Source organism: Aneurinibacillus terranovensis DSM 18919 (assembly GCF_000430625.1).
Taxonomy (GTDB): domain Bacteria; phylum Bacillota; class Bacilli; order Aneurinibacillales; family Aneurinibacillaceae; genus Aneurinibacillus_B; species Aneurinibacillus_B terranovensis.
In genome coordinates this window covers 46,880-73,130 of record NZ_KE387177.1, presented here as the reverse complement: position 1 = coordinate 73,130, position 26,251 = coordinate 46,880, and the positions used below count along the sequence as shown (strand labels likewise).

General features: G+C 45.2%; 25 protein-coding genes, 3 pseudogenes and 1 riboswitch. Of the genes and pseudogenes, 19 read left to right on the top strand and 9 right to left on the bottom strand.

Features of this window, described 5'->3' with window-relative positions:
- A pseudogene (locus H525_RS26765) lies at positions 1 to 272 on the top strand (group II intron maturase-specific domain-containing protein); the annotation flags it as partial.
- A 73-nt stretch (positions 273 to 345) separates the two neighbouring features.
- Here H525_RS26765 and H525_RS0120585 read toward each other — a convergent pair.
- A complete protein-coding gene (locus H525_RS0120585) occupies positions 346 to 789 on the bottom strand; it encodes a 2-thiouracil desulfurase family protein (protein WP_027417746.1) in 444 nt (147 codons plus the stop codon).
- A gap of 158 nt (positions 790 to 947) precedes the next feature.
- Between H525_RS0120585 and H525_RS0120580 the strand changes: the two genes are divergently transcribed.
- The 6 genes and pseudogenes from H525_RS0120580 (at position 948) to H525_RS0120560 (ending at position 8,800) form a co-directional block, all read left to right on the top strand.
- On the top strand, positions 948 to 2,912 hold the full coding sequence (locus H525_RS0120580; protein ID WP_027417745.1) for a methyl-accepting chemotaxis protein: 1,965 nt from the start codon (positions 948 to 950) through the stop codon (positions 2,910 to 2,912).
- A gap of 198 nt (positions 2,913 to 3,110) precedes the next feature.
- A pseudogene (locus H525_RS26760) lies at positions 3,111 to 3,322 on the top strand (C4-dicarboxylate ABC transporter); the annotation flags it as partial.
- Between the two features lie 24 nt (positions 3,323 to 3,346).
- Positions 3,347 to 4,774 (top strand): aspartate ammonia-lyase, encoded by a 1,428-nt coding sequence (aspA, locus tag H525_RS0120575; RefSeq protein WP_027417744.1) that lies wholly within the window; start codon positions 3,347 to 3,349, stop codon positions 4,772 to 4,774.
- Positions 4,775 to 5,098: 324 nt separating this feature from the next.
- Positions 5,099 to 5,851: a hypothetical protein gene (locus tag H525_RS0120570; protein ID WP_027417743.1), complete on the top strand. Its 753-nt coding sequence runs from the start codon at positions 5,099 to 5,101 to the stop codon at positions 5,849 to 5,851.
- Between the two features lie 425 nt (positions 5,852 to 6,276).
- Complete coding sequence (locus H525_RS25855) at positions 6,277 to 8,043, top strand: methyl-accepting chemotaxis protein (protein WP_051331204.1); 1,767 nt, start codon at positions 6,277 to 6,279, stop codon at positions 8,041 to 8,043.
- 553 nt (positions 8,044 to 8,596) lie between these two features.
- Positions 8,597 to 8,800, top strand: coding sequence for an alpha/beta-type small acid-soluble spore protein (locus H525_RS0120560; protein ID WP_027417742.1), 204 nt, complete (start codon positions 8,597 to 8,599; stop codon positions 8,798 to 8,800).
- A 62-nt stretch (positions 8,801 to 8,862) separates the two neighbouring features.
- On the opposite strand, the gene hemY is transcribed toward H525_RS0120560, so the two are convergent.
- Genes hemY through hemE form a run of 3 tightly spaced genes read right to left on the bottom strand, consistent with a single transcriptional unit; the run spans position 8,863 to position 12,288 of the window.
- Positions 8,863 to 10,293 carry a protoporphyrinogen oxidase gene (hemY, locus tag H525_RS0120555; RefSeq protein ID WP_027417741.1) on the bottom strand — a complete coding sequence of 477 codons (1,431 nt, stop codon included), beginning with the start codon at positions 10,291 to 10,293 and terminating at the stop codon, positions 8,863 to 8,865.
- On the bottom strand, positions 10,290 to 11,234 hold the full coding sequence (gene hemH, locus H525_RS0120550; protein ID WP_027417740.1) for a ferrochelatase: 945 nt from the start codon (positions 11,232 to 11,234) through the stop codon (positions 10,290 to 10,292). The genes hemY and hemH overlap by 4 nt, the downstream gene beginning before the upstream one ends.
- A 19-nt stretch (positions 11,235 to 11,253) precedes the next feature.
- Entirely contained in the window at positions 11,254 to 12,288 is a 1,035-nt protein-coding gene (hemE, locus tag H525_RS0120545; protein WP_027417739.1) for a uroporphyrinogen decarboxylase, read from the bottom strand.
- A 299-nt stretch (positions 12,289 to 12,587) separates the two neighbouring features.
- A riboswitch (SAM riboswitch) is annotated at positions 12,588 to 12,715 on the top strand.
- 139 nt (positions 12,716 to 12,854) lie between these two features.
- On the opposite strand from hemE, the gene mtnK reads away from it, so the two are divergent.
- Positions 12,855 to 14,066, top strand: a complete 1,212-nt coding sequence (gene mtnK / locus H525_RS0120540; protein ID WP_027417738.1) for an S-methyl-5-thioribose kinase — start codon at positions 12,855 to 12,857, stop codon at positions 14,064 to 14,066.
- A gap of 497 nt (positions 14,067 to 14,563) precedes the next feature.
- Here the strand turns inward: mtnK and H525_RS25000 are convergent, their stop codons facing one another.
- From H525_RS25000 to H525_RS0120515, 3 genes are all read right to left on the bottom strand, one after another.
- On the bottom strand, positions 14,564 to 15,277 hold the full coding sequence (locus H525_RS25000; RefSeq protein WP_051331202.1) for a M15 family metallopeptidase: 714 nt from the start codon (positions 15,275 to 15,277) through the stop codon (positions 14,564 to 14,566).
- A gap of 85 nt (positions 15,278 to 15,362) precedes the next feature.
- Positions 15,363 to 15,833, bottom strand: a complete 471-nt coding sequence (locus tag H525_RS0120520; protein ID WP_035102185.1) for a DUF441 domain-containing protein — start codon at positions 15,831 to 15,833, stop codon at positions 15,363 to 15,365.
- A 37-nt stretch (positions 15,834 to 15,870) separates the two neighbouring features.
- A complete protein-coding gene (locus tag H525_RS0120515) occupies positions 15,871 to 16,587 on the bottom strand; it encodes a 2-phosphosulfolactate phosphatase (protein WP_027417735.1) in 717 nt (238 codons plus the stop codon).
- 115 nt (positions 16,588 to 16,702) lie between these two features.
- Here H525_RS0120515 and H525_RS0120510 point away from each other — a divergent pair, with 115 nt between their 5' ends.
- Entirely contained in the window at positions 16,703 to 16,966 is a 264-nt protein-coding gene (locus tag H525_RS0120510) for a YqhV family protein (RefSeq protein WP_027417734.1), read from the top strand.
- A 13-nt stretch (positions 16,967 to 16,979) separates the two neighbouring features.
- Positions 16,980 to 17,879, top strand: a complete 900-nt coding sequence (locus H525_RS24995; RefSeq protein ID WP_035102183.1) for a M14 family metallopeptidase — start codon at positions 16,980 to 16,982, stop codon at positions 17,877 to 17,879.
- On the opposite strand, the gene H525_RS0120500 is transcribed toward H525_RS24995, so the two are convergent.
- Positions 17,876 to 18,637 carry a TSUP family transporter gene (locus H525_RS0120500; RefSeq protein ID WP_027417733.1) on the bottom strand — a complete coding sequence of 254 codons (762 nt, stop codon included), beginning with the start codon at positions 18,635 to 18,637 and terminating at the stop codon, positions 17,876 to 17,878. The two genes, H525_RS24995 and H525_RS0120500, sit on opposite strands and share 4 nt — an antisense overlap.
- Positions 18,638 to 18,779: 142 nt before the next feature.
- Here H525_RS0120500 and H525_RS0120495 point away from each other — a divergent pair, with 142 nt between their 5' ends.
- From H525_RS0120495 to H525_RS0120465, 8 genes and pseudogenes are all read left to right on the top strand, one after another.
- The gene (locus tag H525_RS0120495) at positions 18,780 to 20,015 is read left to right on the top strand and encodes a cation:proton antiporter (protein WP_027417732.1); all 1,236 of its coding nucleotides are present in this window, start codon (positions 18,780 to 18,782) and stop codon (positions 20,013 to 20,015) included.
- 260 nt (positions 20,016 to 20,275) lie between these two features.
- Positions 20,276 to 21,028 carry a DeoR/GlpR family DNA-binding transcription regulator gene (locus H525_RS0120490; protein ID WP_027417731.1) on the top strand — a complete coding sequence of 251 codons (753 nt, stop codon included), beginning with the start codon at positions 20,276 to 20,278 and terminating at the stop codon, positions 21,026 to 21,028.
- Positions 21,029 to 21,072: 44 nt separating this feature from the next.
- Positions 21,073 to 21,501: a galactose-6-phosphate isomerase subunit LacA gene (gene lacA, locus H525_RS0120485; RefSeq protein ID WP_027417730.1), complete on the top strand. Its 429-nt coding sequence runs from the start codon at positions 21,073 to 21,075 to the stop codon at positions 21,499 to 21,501.
- Positions 21,502 to 21,530: 29 nt separating this feature from the next.
- On the top strand, positions 21,531 to 22,049 hold the full coding sequence (lacB, locus tag H525_RS0120480; RefSeq protein ID WP_027417729.1) for a galactose-6-phosphate isomerase subunit LacB: 519 nt from the start codon (positions 21,531 to 21,533) through the stop codon (positions 22,047 to 22,049).
- A 16-nt stretch (positions 22,050 to 22,065) separates the two neighbouring features.
- A pseudogene (locus H525_RS28820) lies at positions 22,066 to 22,191 on the top strand (family 1 glycosylhydrolase); the annotation flags it as partial.
- Positions 22,192 to 22,205: 14 nt separating this feature from the next.
- On the top strand, positions 22,206 to 23,057 hold the full coding sequence (locus H525_RS0120475) for a tagatose bisphosphate family class II aldolase (protein ID WP_027417728.1): 852 nt from the start codon (positions 22,206 to 22,208) through the stop codon (positions 23,055 to 23,057).
- A 15-nt stretch (positions 23,058 to 23,072) separates the two neighbouring features.
- On the top strand, positions 23,073 to 24,005 hold the full coding sequence (pfkB, locus tag H525_RS0120470) for a 1-phosphofructokinase (protein ID WP_027417727.1): 933 nt from the start codon (positions 23,073 to 23,075) through the stop codon (positions 24,003 to 24,005).
- A gap of 66 nt (positions 24,006 to 24,071) precedes the next feature.
- Entirely contained in the window at positions 24,072 to 24,407 is a 336-nt protein-coding gene (locus H525_RS0120465; RefSeq protein ID WP_211237049.1) for a DUF5658 family protein, read from the top strand.
- Positions 24,408 to 24,468: 61 nt separating this feature from the next.
- On the opposite strand, the gene H525_RS0120460 is transcribed toward H525_RS0120465, so the two are convergent.
- Positions 24,469 to 25,500, bottom strand: a complete 1,032-nt coding sequence (locus H525_RS0120460; RefSeq protein ID WP_035102180.1) for a YkvI family membrane protein — start codon at positions 25,498 to 25,500, stop codon at positions 24,469 to 24,471.
- Between the two features lie 157 nt (positions 25,501 to 25,657).
- Here H525_RS0120460 and lepB point away from each other — a divergent pair, with 157 nt between their 5' ends.
- A complete protein-coding gene (gene lepB, locus H525_RS0120455; RefSeq protein ID WP_027417724.1) occupies positions 25,658 to 26,170 on the top strand; it encodes a signal peptidase I in 513 nt (170 codons plus the stop codon).
- Positions 26,171 to 26,251 lie beyond the last annotated feature (81 nt).

Below are 26,251 nucleotides of genomic sequence, written 5' to 3'. Positions count from 1 at the left end.
ACGCCGAGTGTTTTTAAGAGTCTCGATAAGTGGATTCGCAGACGACTGCGAATGTGCTTGTGGAAACATGGAAGCTTCCCCGCACAAAAGTAAAAAGGCTCATCGCTTTAGGAGTCCCTAAAGGAAAAGCCTATGAATGGGGAAATTCCCGTAAGGGATACTGGCGTATCTCCAAAAGTCCTGTATTGCATAGAACGTTGGATAAACGATTCTTCGAATCGTGTCAACTGAAAAGCCTGGCAGAACGATATCACTCTTTACGGAGTACTTAATGAACCGCCGTATACCGAACGGTACGTACGGTGGTGTGAGAGGACGAGGGTTCACCGCCCTCTCCTACTCGATTTATTGTGATTCTTCGGAACGGACAACAATCCCGTTTCGGATGAATAGAGCCGCTGTCACGCCCACACCGCTGCGTTTCGATTTTGAAAATGAACCATCATAAATGCTCGTGCTTCCGCATGACGGGCTGCGTTCCTTTAATATTGCTTCCTTTGCACCAGCCGCCTGCGCAATGTGCAGCGCTTGTTCTGCCCCCCGTATGAATAAATCCGTTACGTAATTTCCCTGATTGTCCACTACCCGAGCTTTTCCATCAAGTACGTCAAATCCGTCTCCTCCTACGATTTCGGCTGGATTACGGGGAGTAGAAAGGCCGCCCAACTGTTCCGGGCATACCGGAAGTGCTTTACCGGCCTCAACGAAACGCGCCATCTTCTCCACATAGTTAGCGTTGCCGTCGTAGCGGCATTTACAGCCCATTAAACAGGCACTGACTACTCGCATGTGTTTTCCTCCCTATATTTGTGAAATTATGTGTAGATTTAAATATTTTTTAATAGTATACTAAAAAATGTTTTCAACAATGTAGTGCTGTCCTCATGGAACGAAGGTCACCCCATGCAAAACGAGTTAAATCAGAAAGAATGTGAGGGAAGTCTGGTATGAGTTTATTTGGTGTTAACATTAGAAGTAAATTAATTTTAGCTTTTGCGCTTACTCTTCTTATCCCAAGTCTGGTCATCGGTCTCATCTCTTTTGACACGGCCAAAAATAAGGTTGGCGAGCAAATGCTTAGCACGGTAAAGGGAAGCGTACAATTGCTCAATGATCTTATCACCAATACCATAGACCCGGAAAATAAGGATGTTGAATATCTTTCTAACATCGCGACGGTTACCCCGCAGGGAGAAAATCCTGCCCTGAGGCAGCAGCTTGATAGATTTTCAAGTATCCATCCTGAAATTTTGCATACATACGTAGGTACCCAAACAGGAAAAATGATTCTTTCTCCCATCGATAAATTACCCAAAGGGTATGACCCCCGCATCCGCCCGTGGTACCAGGATGCTATGAAGCAGAAGGGTACGACCGTTATTACCGATCCTTACGTGGATGCCATTACGCAGGATGTTGTCGTAACGATTGCCCGTGCAACAAAAGATGGAACAGGCGTTACCGCGATCGACTTAAATCTGCAGAAGCTGTCTGAGGCGGTTAAAAAGGTACAGATCGGAAAAGAAGGATATGCTTTTATTTTAGATAAAAAGAGCAATGTGATTGTGCATCCAACGTTGAAGCCAGGATCGGCAGCGAAAGGGCCGCAGGTGGACCAAATGTTCGGCAAGGATTCAGGTGAATATAGTTACACCTACAATGGCCAGCCGAAACAGATGGTTTTTACGACAAATCAGACAACCGGGTGGAAACTGGCCGGGACGTTAAATTCAGATGAAATCAAACAAGAAGCAAAACCTATTTTTAATATGACAGTACTGGTGATTATTATTGCTGCTCTGCTTGGTTCCCTTATGGTTTACTTTGTTATTTCGTCCATTACCCGCCCATTAAAAAGGCTGGTGGATGCCGCCGAAAAAGTAAGTGAAGGTGACCTGACCGAGCGGATCGAGGTCAATACGCATGATGAACTTGGCCATCTGAGCCATAGTTTTAACAAAATGAGCGATTCACTTCATTCGATTTTGTACGAAGTTAATAACAAGTCAAGACAGCTTACCGCTTCTTCCGAAGAACTGACGGCAAGCGCCGAGCAAACGAGCCGTGCAACGGAACAAATCGCTTCGACGATTGAGCAGGTGGCAGCAGGGTCTGAACAGCAAACGCACAGCATGGAAAAAACGTCTGGCATTTTGAACCAAATGTCTGCTGCGATCGAGCAAATTGCCGCAAGTGCCCAGCATGTATCGACATCCTCGCTGCAATCGGCCGACGTTGCCGAAAAAGGAAGCTTATCGATCCACACCGCTGTTCAACAAATGGATTCGATTAATGAAACCGTAAATAATCTTGCATCGATGGTCAAAGGACTTGGCGAACGTTCGCAGGAAATCGGCCAAATCGTTGAAGTCATTACAGGAATAGCAACCCAGACGAATTTATTGGCGCTCAATGCAGCGATTGAGGCCGCTCGGGCCGGTGAACACGGACGAGGGTTTGCGGTTGTAGCTGATGAAGTGAGAAAGCTCGCGGAACAGTCCGCCCATTCGGCAGGCCAAATTGCAGAATTAATTGCGCACATTCAGCAGGAAACAGAAGAAGCGGTAGAATCCATGGAAGCCGGTAAAAATGAAGTAAAGGAAGGCATCCAGGTGGTTCATTCTGCCGGGGAGTCGTTTACCCAGATTCAGCAGTCAATCAAAGACGTCGCTTCCCAGATTCAAGAAGTATCGGCTGCTGTCCAGCAGATGTCCGCCAGTTCCGATGAGGCGGTTCATTCTTTCCGTTATCATTCATCGATTGCAGAGGCAACAGTCAGCGGTACGCAGAGCGTGTCAGCCGCTACGGAGGAGCAGTTGGCTTATATGCAGGAGTTATCGTCCTCGGCAGCTTCGCTGGCCAAAATGGCAGACGAACTTCACCTGCTTGTTACAGGATTTAAAATAGAATAATTTTTTACTTTTCGCAGAAGTGTTCGGGTTTAAAAAGCCCGGGCGCTTTTTTGATTTGTGAGTAAAAAAGTAAATGGTTTATTCATGAAAATAGTAACAAACGTGGTAAAGAGAGAGCAAAGAGGATCGTTATTATGTAACTGAACGAAGGATACCATACTAGAGAAACGGAATGTGCTAACTCTGTTCTGGCTTGAGCCTATTATTGTTTTACTCGCAATGTTCCCGGCAGTCAATGGCTATTTCTTTATTCCAAACTATGGTACGATAATCGCAGCGATTATTTTGACCGTACCGGAACGACACGCATCGGTAAATACATGTTAAATCACAGTTTTATGGTTCCCGGTCTGGTCGCCACCGTATCATCTGTTGTCATAGGTTTTATACTTAAACTATTTATTTTCTAAAATCCATAGGAGATGTTGACAAACATGAGCGAAAATAAAGATGTGCGTGTAGAGAAAGATTTTCTCGGAGAAAAAGAAGTTCCGCTGCATGCTTATTACGGTGTCCAGACACTGCGTGCGGTTGAAAACTTTCCGATTACCGGGTACCGCATCCATGAATCATTGATTGTGGCCATGGCGATCGTAAAGAAAGCGGCGGCGCTGGCCAACATGGAAACCGGGCAGCTGAACAGCCGGCTGGGTCAGGCCATTGTAGCGGCAGCGGATGAAATCATGAACGGAAAGCTCCATGACCAATTTATTGTTGATCCCATTCAGGGCGGAGCGGGAACGTCCATAAATATGAATACGAATGAAGTCATTGCAAACCGCGGCCTTGAAATCATTGGCGAGCAGAAGGGAAACTATTTTCAACTCAGTCCAAACACACACGTAAATATGGCACAGTCTACCAATGATTCTTTTCCCACCGCGATTCATATTGCCACTTTACGAATGCTCGAAAAACTGCTGGCGACGATGGAAGAACTGCATGATGCATATGCAGTAAAAGCAAAGGAATTCGACTCAATTATTAAAATGGGGCGCACCCACCTGCAGGATGCGGTTCCGATTCGACTGGGCCAGGAATTTGAAGCGTATCGGCGTGTGCTGTCCCGTGATATAAAACGGATTAAACAGTCGCGTCAGCACCTGTATGAAGTGAATATGGGGGCGACTGCGGTAGGAACCGGATTGAACGCCGACCCGCGCTATATTAAAAGCGTCGTAAAACATCTGGCCGACATCAGCGGCTTTCCTCTTGTAGGGGCGGAAGACCTGGTGGATGCCACCCAAAATACGGACGCATATACGGAAGTTTCTGCCGCGCTTAAAGTGTGCATGATGAACATGTCCAAAATTGCCAATGACCTGCGGTTAATGGCTTCCGGACCACGCGTCGGCCTTGGGGAGCTGTCACTTCCGCCCCGCCAGCCGGGATCCTCCATTATGCCCGGCAAAGTAAATCCGGTTATGGCTGAAGTCATCAACCAGGTAGCCTTTCAGGTGATTGGAAATGACCATACGATCTGCCTTGCTTCAGAAGCCGGGCAGCTGGAACTCAACGTAATGGAGCCAGTGCTTGTATTTAATCTGTTGCAATCGATCAGCATCATGAATAATGCGTTTCAAGTATTCCGCAAGTATTGTCTGGAAGGCATTATTGCCAACGCGGAAAAAATGAAGGAGTTTGTGGATAAGAGTGTAGGGGTGATCACCGCGGTGAACCCGCATCTCGGCTATGAGACAGCAGCACGGATTGCCCGGGAAGCGATTCTCTCGGGGAAATCCGTACGCGAGCTCTGCTTATATTACAACGTGCTGACGGAAGAGGAACTGGACCATATTCTGGATCCGTATGAAATGACCCATCCGGGCATTGCCGGGGCATCTCTTCTGTTTAAAGATTGAACGGTTAAGCGAACATAAAGCGGTAAGCGATAGTGGGCCATCCAATGGCCCATTTTTATTTATTGTTTTTTCTCGCCAGCGGGTTCCAGGTTCCATAAAAAGAGAGACGCCTTCCAACGTGATGCATCTCGCACGGGTGTTTTCGACCGCCTCCTTTCGTGGAAAAGAAAGGGGAGCTATTCTTCAGGCAGAGAATCACAGCGCTTAAAAAGTTTTTTTACATCAACCCCTTAAAAAAATCATATGTATGCGAATAGTGTAGGGAAAAACTCGGCTCATAAAAATTAGTAAAAAACTACAGGTAAAGAAAGGGATATCTTTAGCATGAAAAGGTTAATCAAACGACCGTTTATTCTCGTTTTTTTCATCGTTGCTCTTGCGCTGGTGACTCCGGTGCTTGCCTCAAACCTGATGAATAAGAGCAGTACGGCAAATCTTGCCACTTCTACCGGCGATACGTCCCGCGTAACGGCTCAACCTATCGCATCTGCAACTGCTGCAAAAGCTGTAAACAATGGCAGTACATCGGCATCCGCGAGCAATGCGAATCAGACATTAGGAGGCTCGATCGACCAGGACCGGGTGCAGGCCATTCCGCTTGACAAGACGCTTGCTCAAGTATCTGCGGAACAAAAACAGGCAGCACACGCGAATCAGAACAACTCAGGGACCGGGGAGCAGTCCATGCCTTCATCTCAACTGGCTAATGCTTACGCACAGCCTGTTCAACAGCCGCAAAATGGTCCGAATCCCTCACAGGGCAATACCCTGGATGCAAAAACCGTCCAGTTATTACGGAATGAGGGCCTGAATCAAGAGCAGATTAATAAAATCAATCAAATTCTTGCTGCAGGTTTTCCGATCAATGAATTAACGAGCGCTCTTTCCCATCAGGGACATGGACATATCGCTACCATCATTCAATGGCAGCAGAATGGCGTGAATTCCCAAAACCAAGGATGGGAAGGGGAAGACCGTGGAAAGAAAAAAGGACAGAAAAAACATGAGGAGAAGGATAACGGAAAAAGGGACCATGGTGAACATGGAGACCATGAGTGGGAAATTTCTAACGACTAATCTGCCAAAAGTTAACGATACGATAACGATATGATTAACGATAGAGGATGATATGTTCCATATGAGAGCGTATCTCCTCTTTTTTATATACAATTGATTGATTTATTTACTCAACTTTCTTACACCGAAACACGTAATAAATCCTTGATATACGTGGGCAAATATAAATTTACCAAAGTGGATAGTAGTCACGCCTTTATGAGGGTACTGGTGTTTTAGGTCTAGAGGTGAATTATAGTCTGAATATTATGTCCTATTAACAACAACAATAACTAGTATTGAAAGATTAAATATTTCCAATTATAATAACTTATGTCCTATATAATTTAATTTGAAGATAAACGAAAATCATTGAAATATAGGACGCAAGGTCACGGGTCTAACTATGAAGAAGTTAAACATACTTATAGTGGGAGGATATTGTCATGATAAAAGGGAAAAAGGGTTTTAGCATACGATGGAAATTAATTATAGCGGTAACTATTTCAATCATTATTTCGAGTTCTTTGGTAGGTGTTGTGACTTATTTTGCTGCTAAAGACGAACTCAATAAGGCAGGCATCCAGAATTTGCACCAAATTGTCGGTGGTTCAATTGCGGTGATTCAAGTATTGGATGAAGAAGTTAAAAGCGGGCATCTCACATTGGAAGAAGCTAAAAACAAGGCAAAGGACTATATCGACGGTCCGCTGTTAGGAGATAAAAAAAAGCGTGATTTAAGTAAATCGCATTTTATTTATAAAAAAGAAGGCTATATGTGGGCTTATGATGACAATTACCTTTCAGTTATGCATCCGTTAGGATATGAAGGACAAAATCAAAAGGATTTTAAGCTTACAGATGGTTCTTTTTTGATACAGGACCTTGTGAAAGCTAGTAAAAAAAGTAATCCTGATGAGCGGTTATTAACTTATATGTGGAAAAATCAAGGTGAGACGAAAGAGCGGCCACAAATGAGTTATGTAGAGTATTATCAACCATGGGGATGGACACTTGGTATCGCGGTATACCCGGAAGAATTTTATGGCTCTCTTCCCCTTATAAAAGGGATTATAGCTGGCGGTATTGTTTTATTTTCACTGATTTGTATGGGCGTGTTCATATGGTTATTTAATAAGAAAATTAAACTTATTTTGGATGTTAGTAGTATAGCGAAAAAGATAAGTCAAGGAGACTTAACAGTAAATACGATTGATACGAAGTCTCAAGACGAGATAGGTGAACTTGCTGGTGCGATTAATGAGATGGTAACAGGACTAAAAGACATTATATCAAAGGTAAATGATGCCAGTGTTCATGTTACAGCTTTATCGGAAGAATTGATTAAAAATACTGAAGAAACAAACGAAGCAAGTAAGCAAATCGCTATCACTGTTGAGAGGCTAACCCAGGGAGCAGAATCCTCTTCACAAACGGGAGAAGAGGTGGCAACTACAATGGAAGAAACGGCAATAGGAATTCAACGTATTGCTGAATCATCATCTAAAGTATCTGAAACATCCGAAGACTCGATAAAAGAAGTGGAAAATGGAAATGAAGCGCTATCCAAGGCGATTCAACAGATGCAATCCATTAGTAAGTCAGTGGATGATACAACTTTGTTGGTTAAAAAATTAGGGGAACATTCTAAGGAGATTGAAAAAATTACAGAGGTGATTACTGAGATTACAGAACAGACAAATTTGTTATCCTTAAATGCGGCTATTGAGGCTGCACGTGCCGGGGAACATGGAAAAGGTTTTGCTGTTGTAGCAGATGAAGTAAGGAAGCTTGCTGAACAATCGAAAAAATCGGCAGACGATATTGCTGGATTTATTAAGCAAATGCAAGAGGATGCCGGTAAAGCTATATCTGGTATGCAGAAAGAAGCTGATGAAGTTGAGTCTGGAGTAGTAGTAATTAGTGAGGCGGGGAAATCTTTTGAGAATATTAGAACAGCCTTCCAACATGTAAACAATCAAATCCAAGAAGTATCAGCAGCTTCCCAGCAACTATCTGCAGGAGCAGAACAGGTAACAGCTTCTATACAGGAAATGGCTGGGGTAGCAAAAGAAGTGGCTGTTGGTTCAGATAATATCGCATCAGCCATTGAAAAGCAATCCTCTTCAATAGATGAGCTGTCGAGTTTCACTATTACTCTTAGAAATCTTGCACAGGAATTACAATTATCTGTTGATAAATTCAAATTATAAGTGAGTTTTTTATGTCTTTTTTTTGAGAAAAAGTTAAAAGGTTGATTACATAAAATCTTTCCAAGAAGGGAAACCCTTCGCCCTTTCCCCAGAAACGTGGGAGAATACAAAGTGGGTAAAAAAACCAGGGAGTCCTCGAGACCCTACTTCACAACAATAGTAAATGTTTGATTCATGAAGCCGATAAACCGCTACGCAGCAGTTTTATCGGTTTTTTCATTTCTAATTTAACTCAACTGTTTAAATTCTTGTATAAATAAAGGGGCCAAGGAGACAATACTACTCGAATCGGGAAGTGAACCACATGGAAAAAGACAGTTTGGCCCTATATGCCGTACCTTTACAATTTGGTTGCCGAAGAAAAGGTTGATCCCGGGTATGTTGTTACCCATGTACTGCCACTCGATTAAGCTAAGCACGGATATGAAGTTTTTGACACAAAAACTGATGGATGCGTTTTTCGTGCCTGCACCTCACCGTCTGTGCTGGAAAGATTTTAGGGACAATATTCGGCGCAGGATAACACATACTAGATGCACGAGGAGGTGAAAACATGGCGCGTAATCGCAACAAGTTACTTGTTCCTCAGGCCAATCAGCTTCTTGACCAATTTAAATATGAAATCGCGACTGAATTTGGCGTTCGGCTGGGCGCGGATACGGTATCGCGGGCTAACGGGTCGGTTGGCGGTGAAATCACCAAACGGCTTGTGCAGTTGTCCCAGCAAGAGCTTGCCGGACAGGCAGAGAAGAAATAATGACAACTTTTTGTATAAATAAAATAAAAGCCAGCTTGTTGGAAAGCTGGCTTTTTGCTATATTAGCCGTGGACCGGGACAGGCATACGAAGGTACTCAATCACTTCCTGCACGGCACGTTCGGCCTGGTCGATACAATCAGGAAGCCCGACTCCGCAATAAGGAGCCCCGGCAAGGAAAAGGCCCGGAAGGTTTGCCGCTACTTCCTGGTTTAACTTTTCAATCCGCTGCTGGTGGCCCACTACATATTGCGGCATCGACTGCTTCCACCGTGTAATGCGATAGAATTCAGGTTCTGCGTCGATGTGCATAATTTTGTTTAAATCCTTCATCACGGTAGATACAATTTCATCGTCAGATTTGAAGACAATCGATTCATCATTCGCCCGGCCCACGTAGCAACGGAGCAGCACTTTCCCCTCTGGGGCTGAATGCGGCCATTTTTTGTGTGTCCAGGTACAGGCCGTAATTGTATAATCCGCATTGCGGGATACAACAAAACCTGTGCCGCTAATGTCTTTTTTAATGGCGGAAGCCGGAAAAGCGAGAGCGATTGTAGCAACAGATGTTGTTGGAATCTCTGTAAGTATTTCCGTAAAAGGATAGTCAGACAGGGCATGGCGGGTTGCCTGCGGAGGTGTCGTCATTACTACGGCATCGGCCTGCAGCCGGGAGCCATCCTCAAGCGTAAGCGTGTATCCTTCCCCGGTTTGGACAACTTTGTCAACCGGCGAATTTTTTCTAATGCAGTTGGTGTCGAGTTTTTTATCAATCGCTTCAACAAGAGACTGAAGCCCGTGTTTTAGCGTTAAAAAAGCACTTGTTTGTTTTTTGTTTTCAGCAGATTTTGGCTGTTTTGGCGTGGTCGAACGCATGCCCAGAATCAGGCTGCGGTATTTCTTTTCCACCATATGAAACTGGGGAAAGGTTGCCATTAAGCTAAGCCGGTCAATGTCCCCTGCATATATGCCAGAAAGCAGCGGTTCAATAAGATTTTCCACAACTTCATCGCCAAGGCGGTGGCGAAAAAAATGTCCCAGGGATTGATCCTCATCCCCCTTATTCGAACGCGGCAGGAAAAGGTCGCATGCTGCGCGAAGTTTACCGGCGGGAGAAAAAAGGCTGGTTGTTGCAAAAGGCGCCAGCTTCGTCGGAATTCCCATGATGGCTCCGCCGGGAATCGGATACAGTTTGTCGTTATTTAAGATGTACGCCTGTCCATTGTGGTTGCGGACCAAATCCTCCTCAAGCCCGGCTTCTTTTATCAGCCTTGTCGCACTCGTTTTGCGCGCAAGAAAAGAATCAGGCCCTTTCTCAATAACAAAACCCCCGGTATAGTCCGTTTGGACTTTACCGCCAAGGCGGCTGCTTGCTTCAATTAAGGTGTATTCAATCGGCAATCCTTTTTCTCTGCTTTCTTTTTGCAGGTAATAAGCGGTTGTTAATCCCGTAATACCACCGCCTACAATAACGACCTTCTGGGTTGTACTCATTTCTGATCACTTTCTTTCTCAGTAAGCTTTTTTTTAACAGCATTTGCTAGAGATTCAATGAACAGGGAATGCGTATTTGGCATGGCCGGACGATAGTAATGAATGCCAAGTTCGTTTGTTATATTCTTACATTCATAGTCATTATCATACAATACTTCTAAGTGGTCAGCGACAAATCCGATCGGGCAGAAAATCATCGACGTGTACCCTTCATGGAAGAGATCGCGTATTTTCACCTGTATATCCGGTCCAAGCCATGGCTCCGGTGTCCTTCCGGCGCTTTGCCAGGCCGTTGTGTACTGATGAATACCAGCCCGTTCGGCAACGAGTTTTGCTGTTTCCACCACCTGATCCGGATACGGGTCGTTCATCTGGACGATTTTCTCGGGCAGACTATGAGCGCTAAAGATTACAATCGTTTTGTTTCGTTCATCATCCGGAATCCTGGAAAACGTATCTTTAACGTGTTGGCTCCAAAAATCGAGGAACGCCGGTTCCCTGTACCAGCTGTCGATCGAATAAATTTTTGGGCCGCCTATTTTCTCACTCTCTTTGAGTGCCCTCGTGTTATATGATTTCGTACTAAACGTTGATTCATGCGGGGCAAGAACAATACTGACCGCTTCCTTTATGCCATCCTCTTTCATGTGCAGGACAGCGTCCTCAATAAATGGGCCTATATGTTTAAAGCCCAGATACGCTTTAAAAGAGGGGCCTTCGCTTTCGTTCAGCTTTTTTTCCAGCTGTTCAACCTGGTCTCTGGTGATTCGGGCCAGCGGAGATATCCCGCCGATAAGCTGGTAGCGTTGGATTAATTCTTGTAAAAGCTCCGGGGTTGGCTTTCGGCCACGCCTGATATGTGTGTAATAGGGCTCAATCTCATCGATGCTCCCGGGTGTTCCGTATGCCATAACGAGCAAGCCCATTTTCGTATCTGCCATATGCAGCCCCCAATTATCTTTATTTGGCTGAGTACTCGTGAATAAAAGCGGTAAGACGCTCAAGGGTATCCGCTTTTACATCCGGATAAACGCCGTGTCCAAGGTTGAAAATATAGTTGGGTGTTTCCATCCCTTGGTCCAGAATTTCTTTCGTTTTTTTCTGGAGTTCGGGCCAGGAAGCAAGCAAAAGGCCCGGGTCGAGGTTGCCCTGTACCGTTTTTGTAACCCCCTGCGCGCGCGCAAAGCGAATACTTGTTCTCCAGTCAAGGCCGATCACATCCAACGGCAACCGGTTCCATTCCTGCAGAAGGTGGCCGGCACCGACTCCAAACATAATTTTTGGCACGTTTGTATCGTTTAATTCAGTAAAAATACGGTTCATAACGGGTGCGACGAATTCAGCATAATCCTCTGCATTGAGGGCACCAACCCACGAATCAAACACCTGTACTGCCTGTGATCCCGCTGCAATCTGAGCTTTTAAATAAGCAACCGTCATGCTGCCGAGACGATCCATTAAGAGATGCCACGCTTCCGAATTGGAATGCATAAACGATTTGGTTTTATAATAATTTCTGGATGGGCCGCCTTCGATTAAATAGCTGGCGAGTGTGAAGGGCGCGCCGGCGAAGCCAATAAGTGGAACAGAAAGCTGTTCACGCAGTAATGTAATCGTATCGAGAATATAAGGAACATGTTCATCAGGCTGTAATGGGCGCAGGTTTTCTACATCCTCGTGCGTTCGAATGGGATTCCTGATCACCGGTCCAATGCTTGATTTAATCTCCACATCAATGCCCATAGCTGGCATCGGCGTCATTATATCGGCAAACAAAATCGCGGCATCCACATCAAGCTGTTTAATCGGCAGCATCGTAACTTCCGCACATACCTCGGGGTTATGGGTAATCTCAAAAAGCGAATATTTTTCCCGGATTTTTCTGTATTCCGCCTGATAGCGGCCGGCCTGGCGCATATACCATACCGGTACATGGGAGTGTTCTTCCCCCCGGCAGGCTTTCAAAAAATTATCGTTAAACGGCTTTACGCTCATTCTTCCACACCTTTCTTTTCCGTAACCCAAAGGTTCTTCCCTATTGTAAGATAGCATAATTTTTCGGAAAAAGCACATGGCCTTCTTTGTAAACCAGTTATTTTGCTGTATTATTAACAGATATGTCACATTTTTACCATGCTATTTTTAACAGTCTATTTTACCACTGTCTAATATTGTAACGTAAAAAATGATGGAATCCTATTTAACATATTGACATATTTTTTAAAATCGGTAGAATCAAAAACATATACTTTTTAAAAAGGAAACAATTCTATATTCGCTGTCAATATGACAGCCTCTTATCAAGAGAGGTGGAGGGACTGGCCCGATGAAACCCGGCAACCCCAGACGATGGACGCAAGTATTTTCAACCATCGCGGAAGGTGCCAATTCCGGCAGAATATTTTTTTCTGCAAGATAAGAGGAAGGCGCGCACCTTTCACCCCTTCTTCTTATCGAAGAAGGGTTTTGCTTTTGTCTGGATTTTCATTTGCGTGGATGATATATAGATTGGCCAATACGCAAATATGCTGACAAAAAATTAGTCTGAAGGGGGAATTAGTATGTCTTATCGTGCGTTATCAGTGGAAGAAGCCATTGAATATGTGAAAGAAAAGGGATTGTTTAACCGTGAGAGCAACGTAGTCAGTCGTGAAATCGGGGACGGTAATTTGAACCTGGTATTTCACTTTATCGAGCAGGAAACGGGGAAAGGTCTGATCGTGAAGCAGGCGCTACCGTATGCCCGCGTAGTCGGGGAATCATGGCCCCTCACGCTTGATCGTGCCCGAATTGAGGCGGAAGCGCTGAGCCTTGAAGGAAAATATGCACCAGGGTTGGTTCCCGAGGTGTACGGATATGATGAAGAACTCGCGCTCACTATAATGGAAGACTTAAGCCGCTGCACGATACTGCGCAAAGGCCTGATCGAGCGAAACCGTTACCCCAGGCTTGCGGAAGACATTGGCCGCTTTCTGGCTCACACTCTTTTCCATACAACAGATATTTATCTCGGCGGGCCGGAGAAGAAGGCGATTCAACGTCAGTTTATTAATCCGGAGCTTTGCAAAATTACGGAGGATTTAGTTTTTACTGACCCTTATTTCGATGCAGAGACGAACAACTTCAATCCTCTCCTGCGTGAAGATGTCGCGAAAATCTGGCAGGATAACGAGTTAAAGCTGGAAGTCGCTGAGCTAAAGAATCGCTTCTATACAGAGGGGCAGGCACTTATTCACGGAGACTTGCACACCGGCAGCATTATGGTAACGGAGTCGGAGACGAAAGTGATTGACCCGGAATTCGCTTTTTTCGGACCTATCGGGTTTGACATCGGGGCCGTCATTGCCAATTTATTTTTGAACTACGCTGCCCAGCAAGGGTTAACCGATCAGGCAGCATGTGATTCTTACCGTGGATATTTAATCGACACCGTGAAAGAAGTGTGGCATCAGTTCGAACAGAATTTTCGCAGGTTGTGGGAAGATAAAGCAGCAGACTTTTTCGTGAAAACACCGGGTGTGCTTGATCGCTATTTAGACCGAATCTTTGCCGATACAATAGGATTCGCCGGCTGCAAAATGATTCGCCGGGTGATCGGCCTTGCCTCTGTTGCCGACCTTGAATCTATCGAAGACCCTGCGGTTCGGGCAGAAGCGGAGCGGCTTGCCCTGCAGCTTGGAAGAGGGCTTATCGTAAACCGCCGTGCCTTCACGGAAATCGAACAGGTAACCGATTGGGCCGCAGCCTCTTCCTCAGTTTCTACTGCATCGTAACAGGGTGAAACTTGATTTTGCGGAGCCATTCTTTTGAGTGACACTGCATTAATCTGGTCTATTTGCGAAGAGGGGGGACGTTAGCAGAAGCAGGGTTAATAGAGTTAGTGTCTAAAGCTGTAGTTTCTGCCGCAAATGACAGTGTGGGTGTAAAACCAAGACTTGAGAATACAAGTGCTGCACATAAAACTTTCTTTGAAAATTTTCTAACTAGCATAATATTCATCTCCTTTTAATATAATTCCTGAACTTATAGGTTGGATTGGTCAAAAGAAAAAACCTCTCTTTGATACGGTTCAAAACGGTTTTATTTTTTGCTTTTTTCCCGCTGCTTAGTGTTACGAAGAAAGGGGGGCGTCTTTCTGCCCGACTGTCTCCATCATTGAGATACCCGATGTTTCGGGCAGGTCCCCTTTTCTTTGTAACACGGACGGTATCTACTTCCCTGCAAGGGAAAACCCGCAAAAAATAAAAACTGACCATTCCATTTGTACGGCTCACTTCGCAAAATACTCCTCCAGCGCAATTCCTTTCGCAGAGATTTCCTCCGCCACCTCTTTTCCCACATAGCGAATGTGCCACGGCTCATATGAATATCCGGTAATCGCCTCTTTGCCTTTCGGGTAGCGAATAATGAATCCGTATTCCGGCGCGTGCTTTGCCAGCCACCTGCCTTCCGGTGTGTCTGCGAAATCTTCTTCCAGCCTGTTTCCTTCACGGTGGCTTGTCAGGTCGATGGCAAGGCCGGTCTGGTGCTCGCTCTGTCCTGGAAAGGCACTTGCAAGATTAGCGATGTCCACTCCTTTTTCACGGGCATACCGGGTGAAGATCGTTTCCTGCGTCGTATATGATCGGTAAGCGGATTGGCCCAGCAGGTCGATATGATCTTTTTTAGCCCCTGCAAACAACTGCTCCAGAGCGTTTGCTGCTTCTTTCCGCATTAACTTTTTCGGGCTTTTTCCCGGAAACGAAAAAGGAATATTCGGCTGTACCAGATCAGGTGGAACATATTCTGACTGAAGATTCCGCTTTTTGTTGACAATGACCAGCATACTGGTAACATCGGTAACTTCCGGTTTGCCATTTTCCATAACGTTTTTTGATAGAGTGGGCAGGGTTTTGTTTAGGCTTGTCTGTTCCTGAGTGGTTAAAAAAAGCCCCGCACCAATAAGTAAAGAAAGGGCTGCTGTGATATATATCGTTTTTTTCACGATCAGTTCAATGACTTCCTTTCACATGCTTTTCTACCATTTTTTCTACTAACTAGAGATTTTATACTAGAGAGAATCCTAATGTTCAAAAAAATCGCTGCAACCATTCCAGAAACTTAATGAGTGCGGCGGTTATCCCGGCTGCCATTAATGGACCGACCGGAATGCCGCGCAAAAAGACAATACCGATAATGGAACCGATGACCAGTCCAACAATTAAATGCGGCTCAGCCCGAAGTACCTCTAACCCTTTTCCATTCATATAGGTGGCCAGCGCACCCCCTGTTAACGCCAAAATTCCAATCAAGGTCGTAAACAGCGGAACAACATCTTTCCAGGATACTTTTTCACTGGCAAAAGGCACCAGAACAGACATCGTAAGAAATAGTAAGCCAAATTCCATCCCGCGCCGCTCTACAGCAGGAAAATAGCGCTCAAGTGACGTAAGCTTGAGCACCAGCAATACGCTTGCAGCCGTCGCAATAATGGGTGAGCGGCCAATCAAACCGATTAAAATAAGAATGACAAGCATGATTTCCCCTGAAAATAAAGGCATAGTTATCAAACCCCTGTCCCTTTGCTTCTCTTCACTTTTATGAGACAAAATGGGGGAGTATTCGCTTTTCCTTCACAAAAGGCACAATGTTTATTAAATTTTCCTGGCTGCAGTAAAGAATGTCGTCCGTATACTGATGCTGGACCAGCCGCTTACCCGTTGTCGTCTGGCACAGGCAGTTGGCCAGATCACCGGAAAGATGGAGATAACTCGCTTTTAGCGCTTCCCCGAGATCGCACGCCTGTACCTGGGGGGTAAGTTGTTTGGCGGCGTGGATCATACATCCTGCAGCCAGACCGTCTTCCAGCGCAAATTCCTGGCGGGTTCCCGCACAATAGAGGATAACATCCAGATTCTTTGATAATGCTTCTTTCATGCACGCGGTGGCATTTAAAAAACAGCCGATCAATACATGATCTGCGCGCCCGGCCTTTTGAATGGCTCGCGTTCCGTTTGTTGTGGTCAGGATGAGCTGTTTCCCTTCATGGCTTTCCTTAGCGAGAGCCGTTGGAGAATTATTGTAATCAAAATCGCTAATCATCTTGCAGTGGCGCTCACCGGCTAGCAATGTGTCGGGGGAGCGGAGCGCATAGGCCTGCCCAACCGTCTCAACCGGAATAACGGAGGCAAATCCGCAGTGCAGAGCGGTTACAATAGTGCTCGACGCACGGAGTACATCGATGACAATTACCGTGCGATGGTTCATCTGCTCGTGGCGAATTTCTTCCACTGTGGGCACCACTTCAATACGCATCTTGATTCCTTCTTTCCGTAGATTCTGCCGTTATTTTATGCAGGACAGGCAAAAGTCGTGAATGTGACTATTAGCCATGGTACATGCATAGGATGGTTGTAAAGGAGGAGAGACGATGTTGGAAAAAGCGATTATCGGTATGGCTTTGCTGCGCCTGCTGTCCGGGTCTATCGAAATTGTTGCCGCGCTTCTCATTATTCGGTTAAACGAGGTCGAAAAAGCGCTGCTTGTCAATTCGGCGCTTGCGATTGTCGGGCCGATTGTTCTTCTTACCACAACGACAATCGGTCTAATTGGTCTCGCCGATAGAATAAGCATGTGGAAAATTATCTGGATTTTTGCCGGAATCGCGTGCATTTTTGTCGGGTTGAAAAAATAAGGAGGGGCTTGCGATGATATCGTGCATTGTGCAGAGCCATTGTGCTTATGGCTATAACGTACTGGAGCAAAATCTGTCCGCACTTAGTCAGGCTTATCCGTTTCTCTATATGGAACGTATCGGCTGCACAGTCGAAGGAAGAAATCTCTACGCGATCCGGCTCGGAAAAGGAAAAAAAGAGATATTTTACAGTGGAGCCTGGCATGCCAATGAGTGGTTAACCACAACGGTTCTCATGAAATTTATCGAGGATTTTGCCGCTTACTATGCGCGCGGAATGTCCCTTCAGGGATATCATCTCCCTTCGATATACGAGGCATTCTCTATATGGATTGTGCCAATGGTGAATCCGGACGGGGTTGAACTGGTTGTTAACGGGGTTAATAAACAAAACCCCTTTTTTCAGGAAGTGCTTGCGATTAATGGGGGCAGCTGTGAATTTCAGTTATGGACAGCCAATATCCGTGGTGTGGATTTAAATCATCAGTGGCCCGCTTTATGGGAGGAGGAAGCAAAGACGAGCCCACAGCAGCCGGCTCCGCGCCATTACGGAGGCATTGCCCCGCTTTGTGAACCGGAAGCCCGGGCGATTCACCGTTTTACCTTAACACATGATTTTTTGGCGGTTCTCGCTTACCATTCACAGGGAGAAGAGATATTCTGGGGTTATCAAAATATGGAGCCGCCCGGGAGCGAGGCAATCGTCCGCCGCATGCAGGAACTTAGTACATACACACCTATACATACGGCAGACAGTACGGCCGGCTATAAAGACTGGTTTATCCAGGAGTACAGGAGACCCGGCTTTACGATTGAGATCGGGCGCGGCTCGAATCCGCTTCCTGTGGAACACTTTGACAACATCTATCAAAAAAATATACAATTGTTGCTGGAGACACCGCTGCTTCTTTAAAACGCGTCCCACAGTTGTTTTCCGATAAGGAGGGCGGTAACTATGATAAAAAGCGGCCGGACATATGTGTGACCTTTATAAATTGCCACGCGTGATCCGATGAGCGCTCCCAGAATCATAGCCAATCCCATCGGAATTCCGTATTCAAAATTCACCGAACCAAAGGACATGAACGTCAAAAGGCCGGCAATGTTGCTTCCGAAGTTCAATACTTTTGCGTTTCCCGCGGCACGGACAAAATCAAACCCAAGCATAAGAAATGCAAATAAAAGAAACGAACCGGTCCCCGGTCCGAAAAAGCCGTCGTAAAATCCGAGGAGCAGGGCGACAAACGCGGTGAGATACGCAATTTTTTTACTCATTCCTTTGTAAGTCAGCTGTTTGCCCCAGTCTTTCTTTATCAGAGTGTAAATCATAACGCCGATAAGAAGGATGATAACAAGAGGCTTAAGAAATTCGGGAGGAATCTGCCTGACCGTGTAAGCCCCGAGGGCGGATCCGAATAAAGAAAGCGGAAATAGGGAAACCGAAAGTTTTAAATTAATTTTTCCCGAACGCATAAAAGAAAGAGTGCTTGTAAATGAAGACATTGTGCTCGCCAGTTTGTTTGTGCCCAGCACAACAGTGGAAGGAAGCCCTGTAAGCAAAAGGGCGGGCAGCGAAATCAATCCGCCGCCGCCGACAACGGAATCGATAAAGGAAGCAATAAATCCTGCACCTAACAAGAAGAGGAGCATATGCAGAGTGATATGGTCCATGAAAGTCACCTCCGAAAAAATGGCGGGCAGTACTACAAGTATAGTGCGTGAATAGTAAAGAAACAATTGATTATTTTTCATAACTGATCTTATGAATCATACTCACTGCATGAATTTCGTTATTTTTAAAAAGGAGGGACACATGCACTCAGAAGCTGTTTTACTTGCTCAACAACACCTGACATCTCTTTTTATTCTTTTATTTCTTGGAACCATGGGAGGAAAAATGGCAGAGAAATTGCGTTTGCCTGACGTAGCGATCTATATCATCCTTGGCATGATCCTTGGTTCATCTGTTTTGGGACTTGTAAGCCTTGAGGCAGAATCTATCGTAAACCAGATGATCCTGTTATTCGGGGCTTCATTTATCTTATTTCATGGCGGAATGGTAACGGGTCTGGACGTAATCAAGCAGGTATGGCGGACCATCACGCTTCTTTCCACGCTTGGTGTGGTGATTACGGCTTTTATCGTCGCCTTGGCTGCTTCTTATATTTTTAACATTCCCTTTTCTGTTGCGCTGCTGCTGGGGGCGATTCTGGCTTCGACAGACCCCGCCGCACTTGTGCCTATTTTTCAGAAGTTCCCGATTAGGCGCAAGGTTGCACAAACGGTTATTACTGAGTCCGCCTTCACGGACGCTACCGGGGCCATCATGGCAACAGTCGTCTTTGGCCTGCTCATGGCAGACTCTTATATTAGCTGGCCGTTGATAGGAATGCAATTTCTTCAACTTTCTCTCGGCGGAATTGTCGTAGGAGCCGTCACTGGATGGGTGGCTGCGTTCCTTATATCGGAAAATGACCGCGGGCTGCTGCGGGAGTTTACTCCCATGGTGATCGTCCTGACGGTGCTCGGCGCGTATCTTGTAGCGGAGCGAATTCATGCCAGCGGATTTATGGCCGTCTTTGTTGCCGGTCTTGTGGTAGGAAACGCAAAATCTCTGCGTCTCACTATTTTGCCGAAGCAAGAGCATGAAGCCCACGTGTTTATCGATGCAGTAGGGTTAAAATTGCGTATGCTTATATTTATTCTGCTGGGGAGCCAGGTAGACTTCGATGTGCTGCAAGAGTACGGGCTGCAGGGGCTGCTAGTTGTTCTCGTGTTCATGTTTATTGCCCGGCCTTTAACCGTTATTGCCAGCCTGATTCCGGATAAAAAGGCAAAGTGGACACGTTCGGAAATCCTTTTCTTTTTCTGGACAAGGGAAACCGGCGTTATCGCGGCGGCGCTGGTGGGCATCGTCGCAAGTTCAGGCCTTCCTGAAGGAAAATTGCTGTCGGCCATCGTGTTTGTCGCCATTCTTATCACTCTGATTCTGCAGGCGAGTACTACGCCGGGTGTGGCCAAAAAATTAAACTTGTTAGATAGAAGATAGAAGATAGAAGATAGAAGATAGAAGATAGAAGATAGAAGCATAAAAAAATAGACGGCGGGTGATGGAAAATCATCTGCCGTCTATTTTTGTTCGATTTTGTCCTAAATGTATAAAATGACCTACTTTTATTTGCTGTTAACGTTTTTTTATGTTCTCTATTGATTTATATTCGTTTTAGTATTATGATGAAAACGTAAACGAAAGAACAATTTCGAACAAAAAGAAACTTTAACAAACTCTGAATAGAGGCGGGGTGGGGCATGCTACGGGACGAACGTCATCAGCGCATTATCGATATGCTGGATTCAAACCGGATTGTAAGCGTTTCAGAAATCAAGGCAAACTTGCAGGTAACCGATATGACCATTCGCCGGGATTTAAAGGCTTTGGAAGAAAAGGGGCTATTAACCCGGGTTCACGGTGGAGCAAAAGGCAACAAAGAATATTATTCACAGGAACTGTCACACGGGGAAAAACAGCAAATGAATATCGACGAGAAACGATACATTGCCCAGCTTGCAGCAGCAAGAATTGAAGAGAATGATACGGTTTTTCTCGGACCAGGGACAACAAACGAATTTATCTACGATTATATCAATGTATCCCAGGCAAGAATCGTAACCAACTCGATTCCTGTTTTTCTCAGATTTATGAATGATCCCCGGTTTGAACTCCTCATTGTGGGCGGACGTTACCGGGAAAAAACAAATGCGATTGTCGGGACGTTTGCCAATGAAATGCTTCAGCAAATTAAGGTGAATAAAGCATTCATTGGTACAAATCGTATCCATGAGCATCACATCACGAATTTAAACGAAGAAGAAGGCGTCCTGCAAAAGATCATTCTTGAAAACGCGTCTGAGAAATATATACTGGCTGACCATACCAAATTTGCACAGGAGGCTTTCTATATTTTCTATGATGTCAGAAATGTAGACGCGATTATAACTGACCAGTTAATAGACCCGGAGATAAAAGCGTTCTATGAAAAAATAACGACGGTTATCAACTAACTCCTCTATTCAACAATACTAACAAGGGTGAAGGTGTGACGAACATGAAAGTGGTTATCGGAGCAGACAAAAATGGATTCGAACTGAAAGAGCATCTCAAGGGACACTTATCAGCTCTTGGTTATGAAGTGATTGATAAAACACCGGAAAATGAACTGGATTTTGTGGAAGCCGCCTCCCGTGTGGCACAGGCGATGCTGGCAAATGAAGGGGATCGAGGAATCGCCATTGATGAATATGGTGCCGGTTCCTTCATGGTAGCGACTAAGCATAAAGGAATCATTTGCGCGGAGGTTTCAGACGAGCATTCCGCTAAAATGACGCGTGACCACAATAACGCAAGCATGATAACCATTGGCTCAGGCATTGTTGGCAGGAAACTGGCCGAAACTATCGCAGAAACGTTTATCAGCGCCGAATATTCAGGCGGGCGTCATCAAATTCGCGTAGATATGCTGAACAAAATGTGCTAACTTTATCACTTCACAGGGGGGATTAACCAATGAAAATATCAATCGGATGCGACCATATCGCTACAGACGTTAAAAATCACGTGGCAGACTACCTGAAAAGAAAAGGCCATGAAGTAATTGATAACGGTACATATGATTACGAACGCACTCACTATCCTATTTATGGAAAGAAGACCGCCGCAAAAGTAGTAAGCGGGGAAGCAGACCTTGGGATTGTTATCTGCGGAACAGGCGTTGGAATTACCAACGGGGCAAATAAAGTAGCAGGAGCACGCTGCGCTCTTGTACGGGATGTTGCCACAGCCAGGTATGCGAAGGAATCACTTAACGCCAACATTATTGGAGTCGGCGGGCGGATTACAGGTATTGGGCTCATTGAAAATATTGTTGATGTATTTCTCGAAACGGAATATAAAGCAACGCCTGAAAACACAGCATTGATTGACAGGATTAACAACTTGATTGCACCGAACGAACAGGCCCAGGATGAACATCTGTTTGACGAGTTCATTGAGAAGTGGAACAACGGCGGGTATCCTGCACAATAATTTACGTCATGTCAATAAACGCTATGGCTTATTCTATGTAGATTTTGCGACACTTCAGCGCTATCCAAAGAAAAGCGCGTACTGGATGAAAGAAGTTGCTGCAAGCAAACAGTTGGTTGACCCTGACCAAATAACATACTAAAGGAGTGATCGAACATGCTAGTAAACACAAAAGAAATGTTAATAAAAGCACAAAAAGAAGGCTATGCGGTTCCGGCGTTCAACATTCACAATTTGGAGACGATCCAGGTAATTGTGGAGACGGCAAACCAACTTCGTTCTCCTGTAATCCTTGCTGCTACCCCTGGCACATTCAGCTATGCCGGACGCGACTATATTCAAGCGATAGCTGAAGTTGCAGCCAAACGGTATGATACACCGATTGCGCTGCATCTCGATCACCATGAGACGCTGGAAGAAATTAAAGCTTCGCTTGAACTGGGAACAAAATCAGTTATGATTGATGCTTCCCACCACCCGTTTGAGGAGAACATCAAACGGGTTAAAGAAGTAGCGGATCTCGCTCATACCTACGGTGCAACGGTTGAAGCGGAGTTGGGACGTCTTGGGGGGCAGGAGGACGATTTGGTTGTAGATGAAGCAGATTCCTTCTATACCGATCCGGCATCCGCCAGGGAATTCGTAGAACGTACAGGAATTGATTCGCTTGCGGTGGCGATTGGAACGGCCCATGGCCTCTATAAATCTGAACCAAAGCTTGACTTTGACCGCCTGGCGAAGGTTCGTGAAGTTGTCGACGTTCCGCTTGTGTTGCATGGAGCATCCGGTATTCCATTCGAAGATGTTCGTCGATGCATTGACCTTGGCGCCTGCAAAGTGAACATTGCTACAGAATTGAAGATTCCATTTTCCGATGCACTCCGCAAATTCTTAGTGGAAAATCCGGATGCAAGCGATCCACGCAAGTATATGGAACCCGCAAAAAAGGCCATGAAAGAAGCTGTTATTGAAAAAATTACAATGTGCAAAAGTGATGGCACATATTAACTGAGGTGCACGGCGATGATTTTAACGATTACCTTAAATCCTGCCATTGATATCAGTTATCGGTTGGACACCCTTGTTACGGATGGAACCAACCGTTGTTCACATGTGATTAAAACGGCCGGAGGAAAAGGTCTGAACGTAACCCGTGTCCTCCATTGTATCGAAGGAAACGTATGTGCCACAGGGCTCCTCGGCGGCGCAAACGGACAGTTCATTGTTAACCAGCTTAACCAGCTCGGCATTTCAAATGATTTTGTGTCTATCACGGGAGAAACGCGCAACTGTATTGCCATTCTGCATGATGGAAAACAAACGGAGATTCTTGAAGGAGGCCCTCGCATTTCTGAAGATGAAAAAGTAGCGTTTCTGTGCAAATATGAAGAATTGCTCCATGAGGCTGATTTAATTGTCGCATCCGGCAGCATTCCAAAGGATTTAGGAAACGGACTCTACTGTACTTTGATTGAGAAGGCCCATCAGGCGGGAAGGCGCTTCCTGCTTGATTCAAGCGGTGAAGCCCTTCGTAAGGCAATTCCCGCAGTACCCTATCTTATTAAGCCAAATAGGGAAGAGCTGGCACAGCTTCTCGGCAAAAAAATCGAAAGCAGAGAGGATGTAATTGCCGGCCTTGAGCAACTGAAAGATACGGGTATTACCTGTATTGTTGTTTCATTAGGAGCAGAAGGAGCTCTGGCGCTTTATGATCGGAAAATATATCATGTAGAGCCGGCTAAGATAGAAGCCGTTAACGCGACCGGATCGGGTGATTCAACGATGGCTGGCTTTGCCTATGCGCTTGAAAATGGTTTCCCTGTGGAAAAGATGCTGACTTTCGGCTGTGTGCTTGGAACATTGAATGCGATGGAAGAACAGACAGGTTTCTTAAATAAAGAACTTATTGAAGATTTTCTTGCAAGAACCACGGTTCAAATTTTAAAAGAGCTATAAAAGATACGAAATGAATTGTAAGCTGTTATATGTTTGGTTAGAGGTATACCGGGCAAATATAGCAGTATGGAGAACATATTTCCCAGGAATAACTGGTTCGTGCCTTTTATGTTGTTTTTCTTGCTTTTTGCAAACGTCACAGATGCTGTCTGTACGGATTTTGGGTTGCGCAGCGGGATGATCACGGAGCAGAACCCGTTTATGCTGTACCTGTTTCACCATTGCAAAATTCTTTTTTATCTGGTGAAAATCAGTCTGCCTTTAGTTTTGCTGGCTATTTTAAAAAGTAAAAGGGCATACAGTCGGTTCCTGACAGGCTTGCTTACGGGGGCGGTCGTGATTTATGCCGGTGTTCTTATTGTTCACGTGTGGTGGGTAGTAGAATGGACAATAAGCAGATAAGAAAAAGCAGGGCCGATCTCTAAGACGGCATCTGCTTTTTCTTTCTTTCGCTACGGCTTTATTACCTGCGCCTGCGGCTTGGCACTAGCCATGTTTCCTTTATGAAAATCATTATAAATGTGAGGGCGCTGAGGAATCCGAACAGCGGATATAGGTGATGGATTAACGTGGAGAAGCCGAATTGACTGATCGCATAGCAAATCACGAGCAATAGTACGATAACGCCCCGGCCGTTGACTTCCGGAAAAAGCTGTTCCAGTTGACGGGTCAAGCCAAAGATATTCCCTGTAAGCGTAGTGAGGATTTCTCCCAGAATCACCAAATTAAAGAGCCAGTAAATAACAGGGTGGAAATGGCTTACAATCGCAGCCATCGGAATCTCAACATTGTTTATGGAGCCCCAATGGACTGTCAGCGCATAATTCGCAAGAAAAAGAAGAATGCCAAGCCCCATTCCGCCAATGATTCCCCCGCCGATAATAGCACGTTTGTCGTCCGCTTCACTGCCTAACGGAGTAAGTACGGCAAGCGCAAGGGTCATATTAAAAGAAACATAGAGAAGTGGAGCGAGCATCCAGCCAGATGCGGAGGGCAGCGCAGGGAGAGAGGCTGCATCCTGGGCGATAAAAGTCTTGAGGCCGATAAGCAGGCTAAAACCTATCATTATCGGCACTACGAATGTGTTAACCATCACAAGCGCCTTGATTCCCCGGGACGTAATCAGATACACAAATAACAGGGTACAGAGAATGCTGATCTGGAACGTGCCTTCTACATGCTGCTGAAAAAGCGCGCCGACACCCGCAAACATAACCCCTGTAATACAGATAAGCATAAAAAATGTAGCTCCGTTCACCCAGCGTCCGACGAGCCGCCCAAACAAATAGTTGTTAAAGTCGTGAAAGGAATGCGCGTGAATCGAACGGGAGAGCATCATAATCCTGCTTCCGGATAAAATAAATAATAGCGTACAGATGAATACAATAAGAACGCTTCTACTGCCATAGCGCGTAATAAAGTGAAAAATCTCCTGTCCGCTTGCAAATCCTGCACCGACTACCGTCCCGATATATGTGAAACCAATCTGTATCATTCGTATCCACTTATTCGCGCTCCTCACCCCTTGTCTTTCGTATTCTACTTGTATTATCTTATTAGGTTGTCTCTGTAAATAGAAATCTTTTCGTTACTTTCTCATAATCTTGTTTTAAAATATAGAGGACAACGGGTAAACAGGAGGAAAACCAGGAATGAAAAAGTTTTTAAAAGATTGGGTGCCTGTCTTAGTGCTGGCTTTAATTTTAAGTGTTACCATCCGGCACTATGTAGGTGAAGCGGTTGTTGTTCCTTCCGCATCCATGGTGCCGACCATTAATATTAATGACCGACTTGCTGTAGATAAATGGATTAATCCTGACCAGTTAAAGGACGGGGATATTGTGGTATTCTATCCTCCGTTAAAAGGTAAAGAAAACGAACGCTTTATTAAACGTCTCATTGGGGTAGGGGGAGATGTCATTCAAATTAAAAACCATGCCCTGTATCGAAACGGGAAAAAAGTAGACGAACCTTATATTAAAGAGCCGATGAACTATCAGTATGGACCTGTTACCGTACCGAAAGGAAAGTTTTTCTTCCTGGGTGATAACCGTAATGAAAGTTATGACTCTCATATGTGGCCGACACCGTTTGTGGATAAAGATAAAATATGTGGGAAAGCCGTCTTTAAATTCTATCCTTTCTCTGAGATGAGAAAAATGTGAAAATAAAAGCGTCCTTGCAGCGAATGCAAAGGACGTTTTTATTTTCTTTACCGTTAAAGAAAGTATATGTTGCTTTACAGT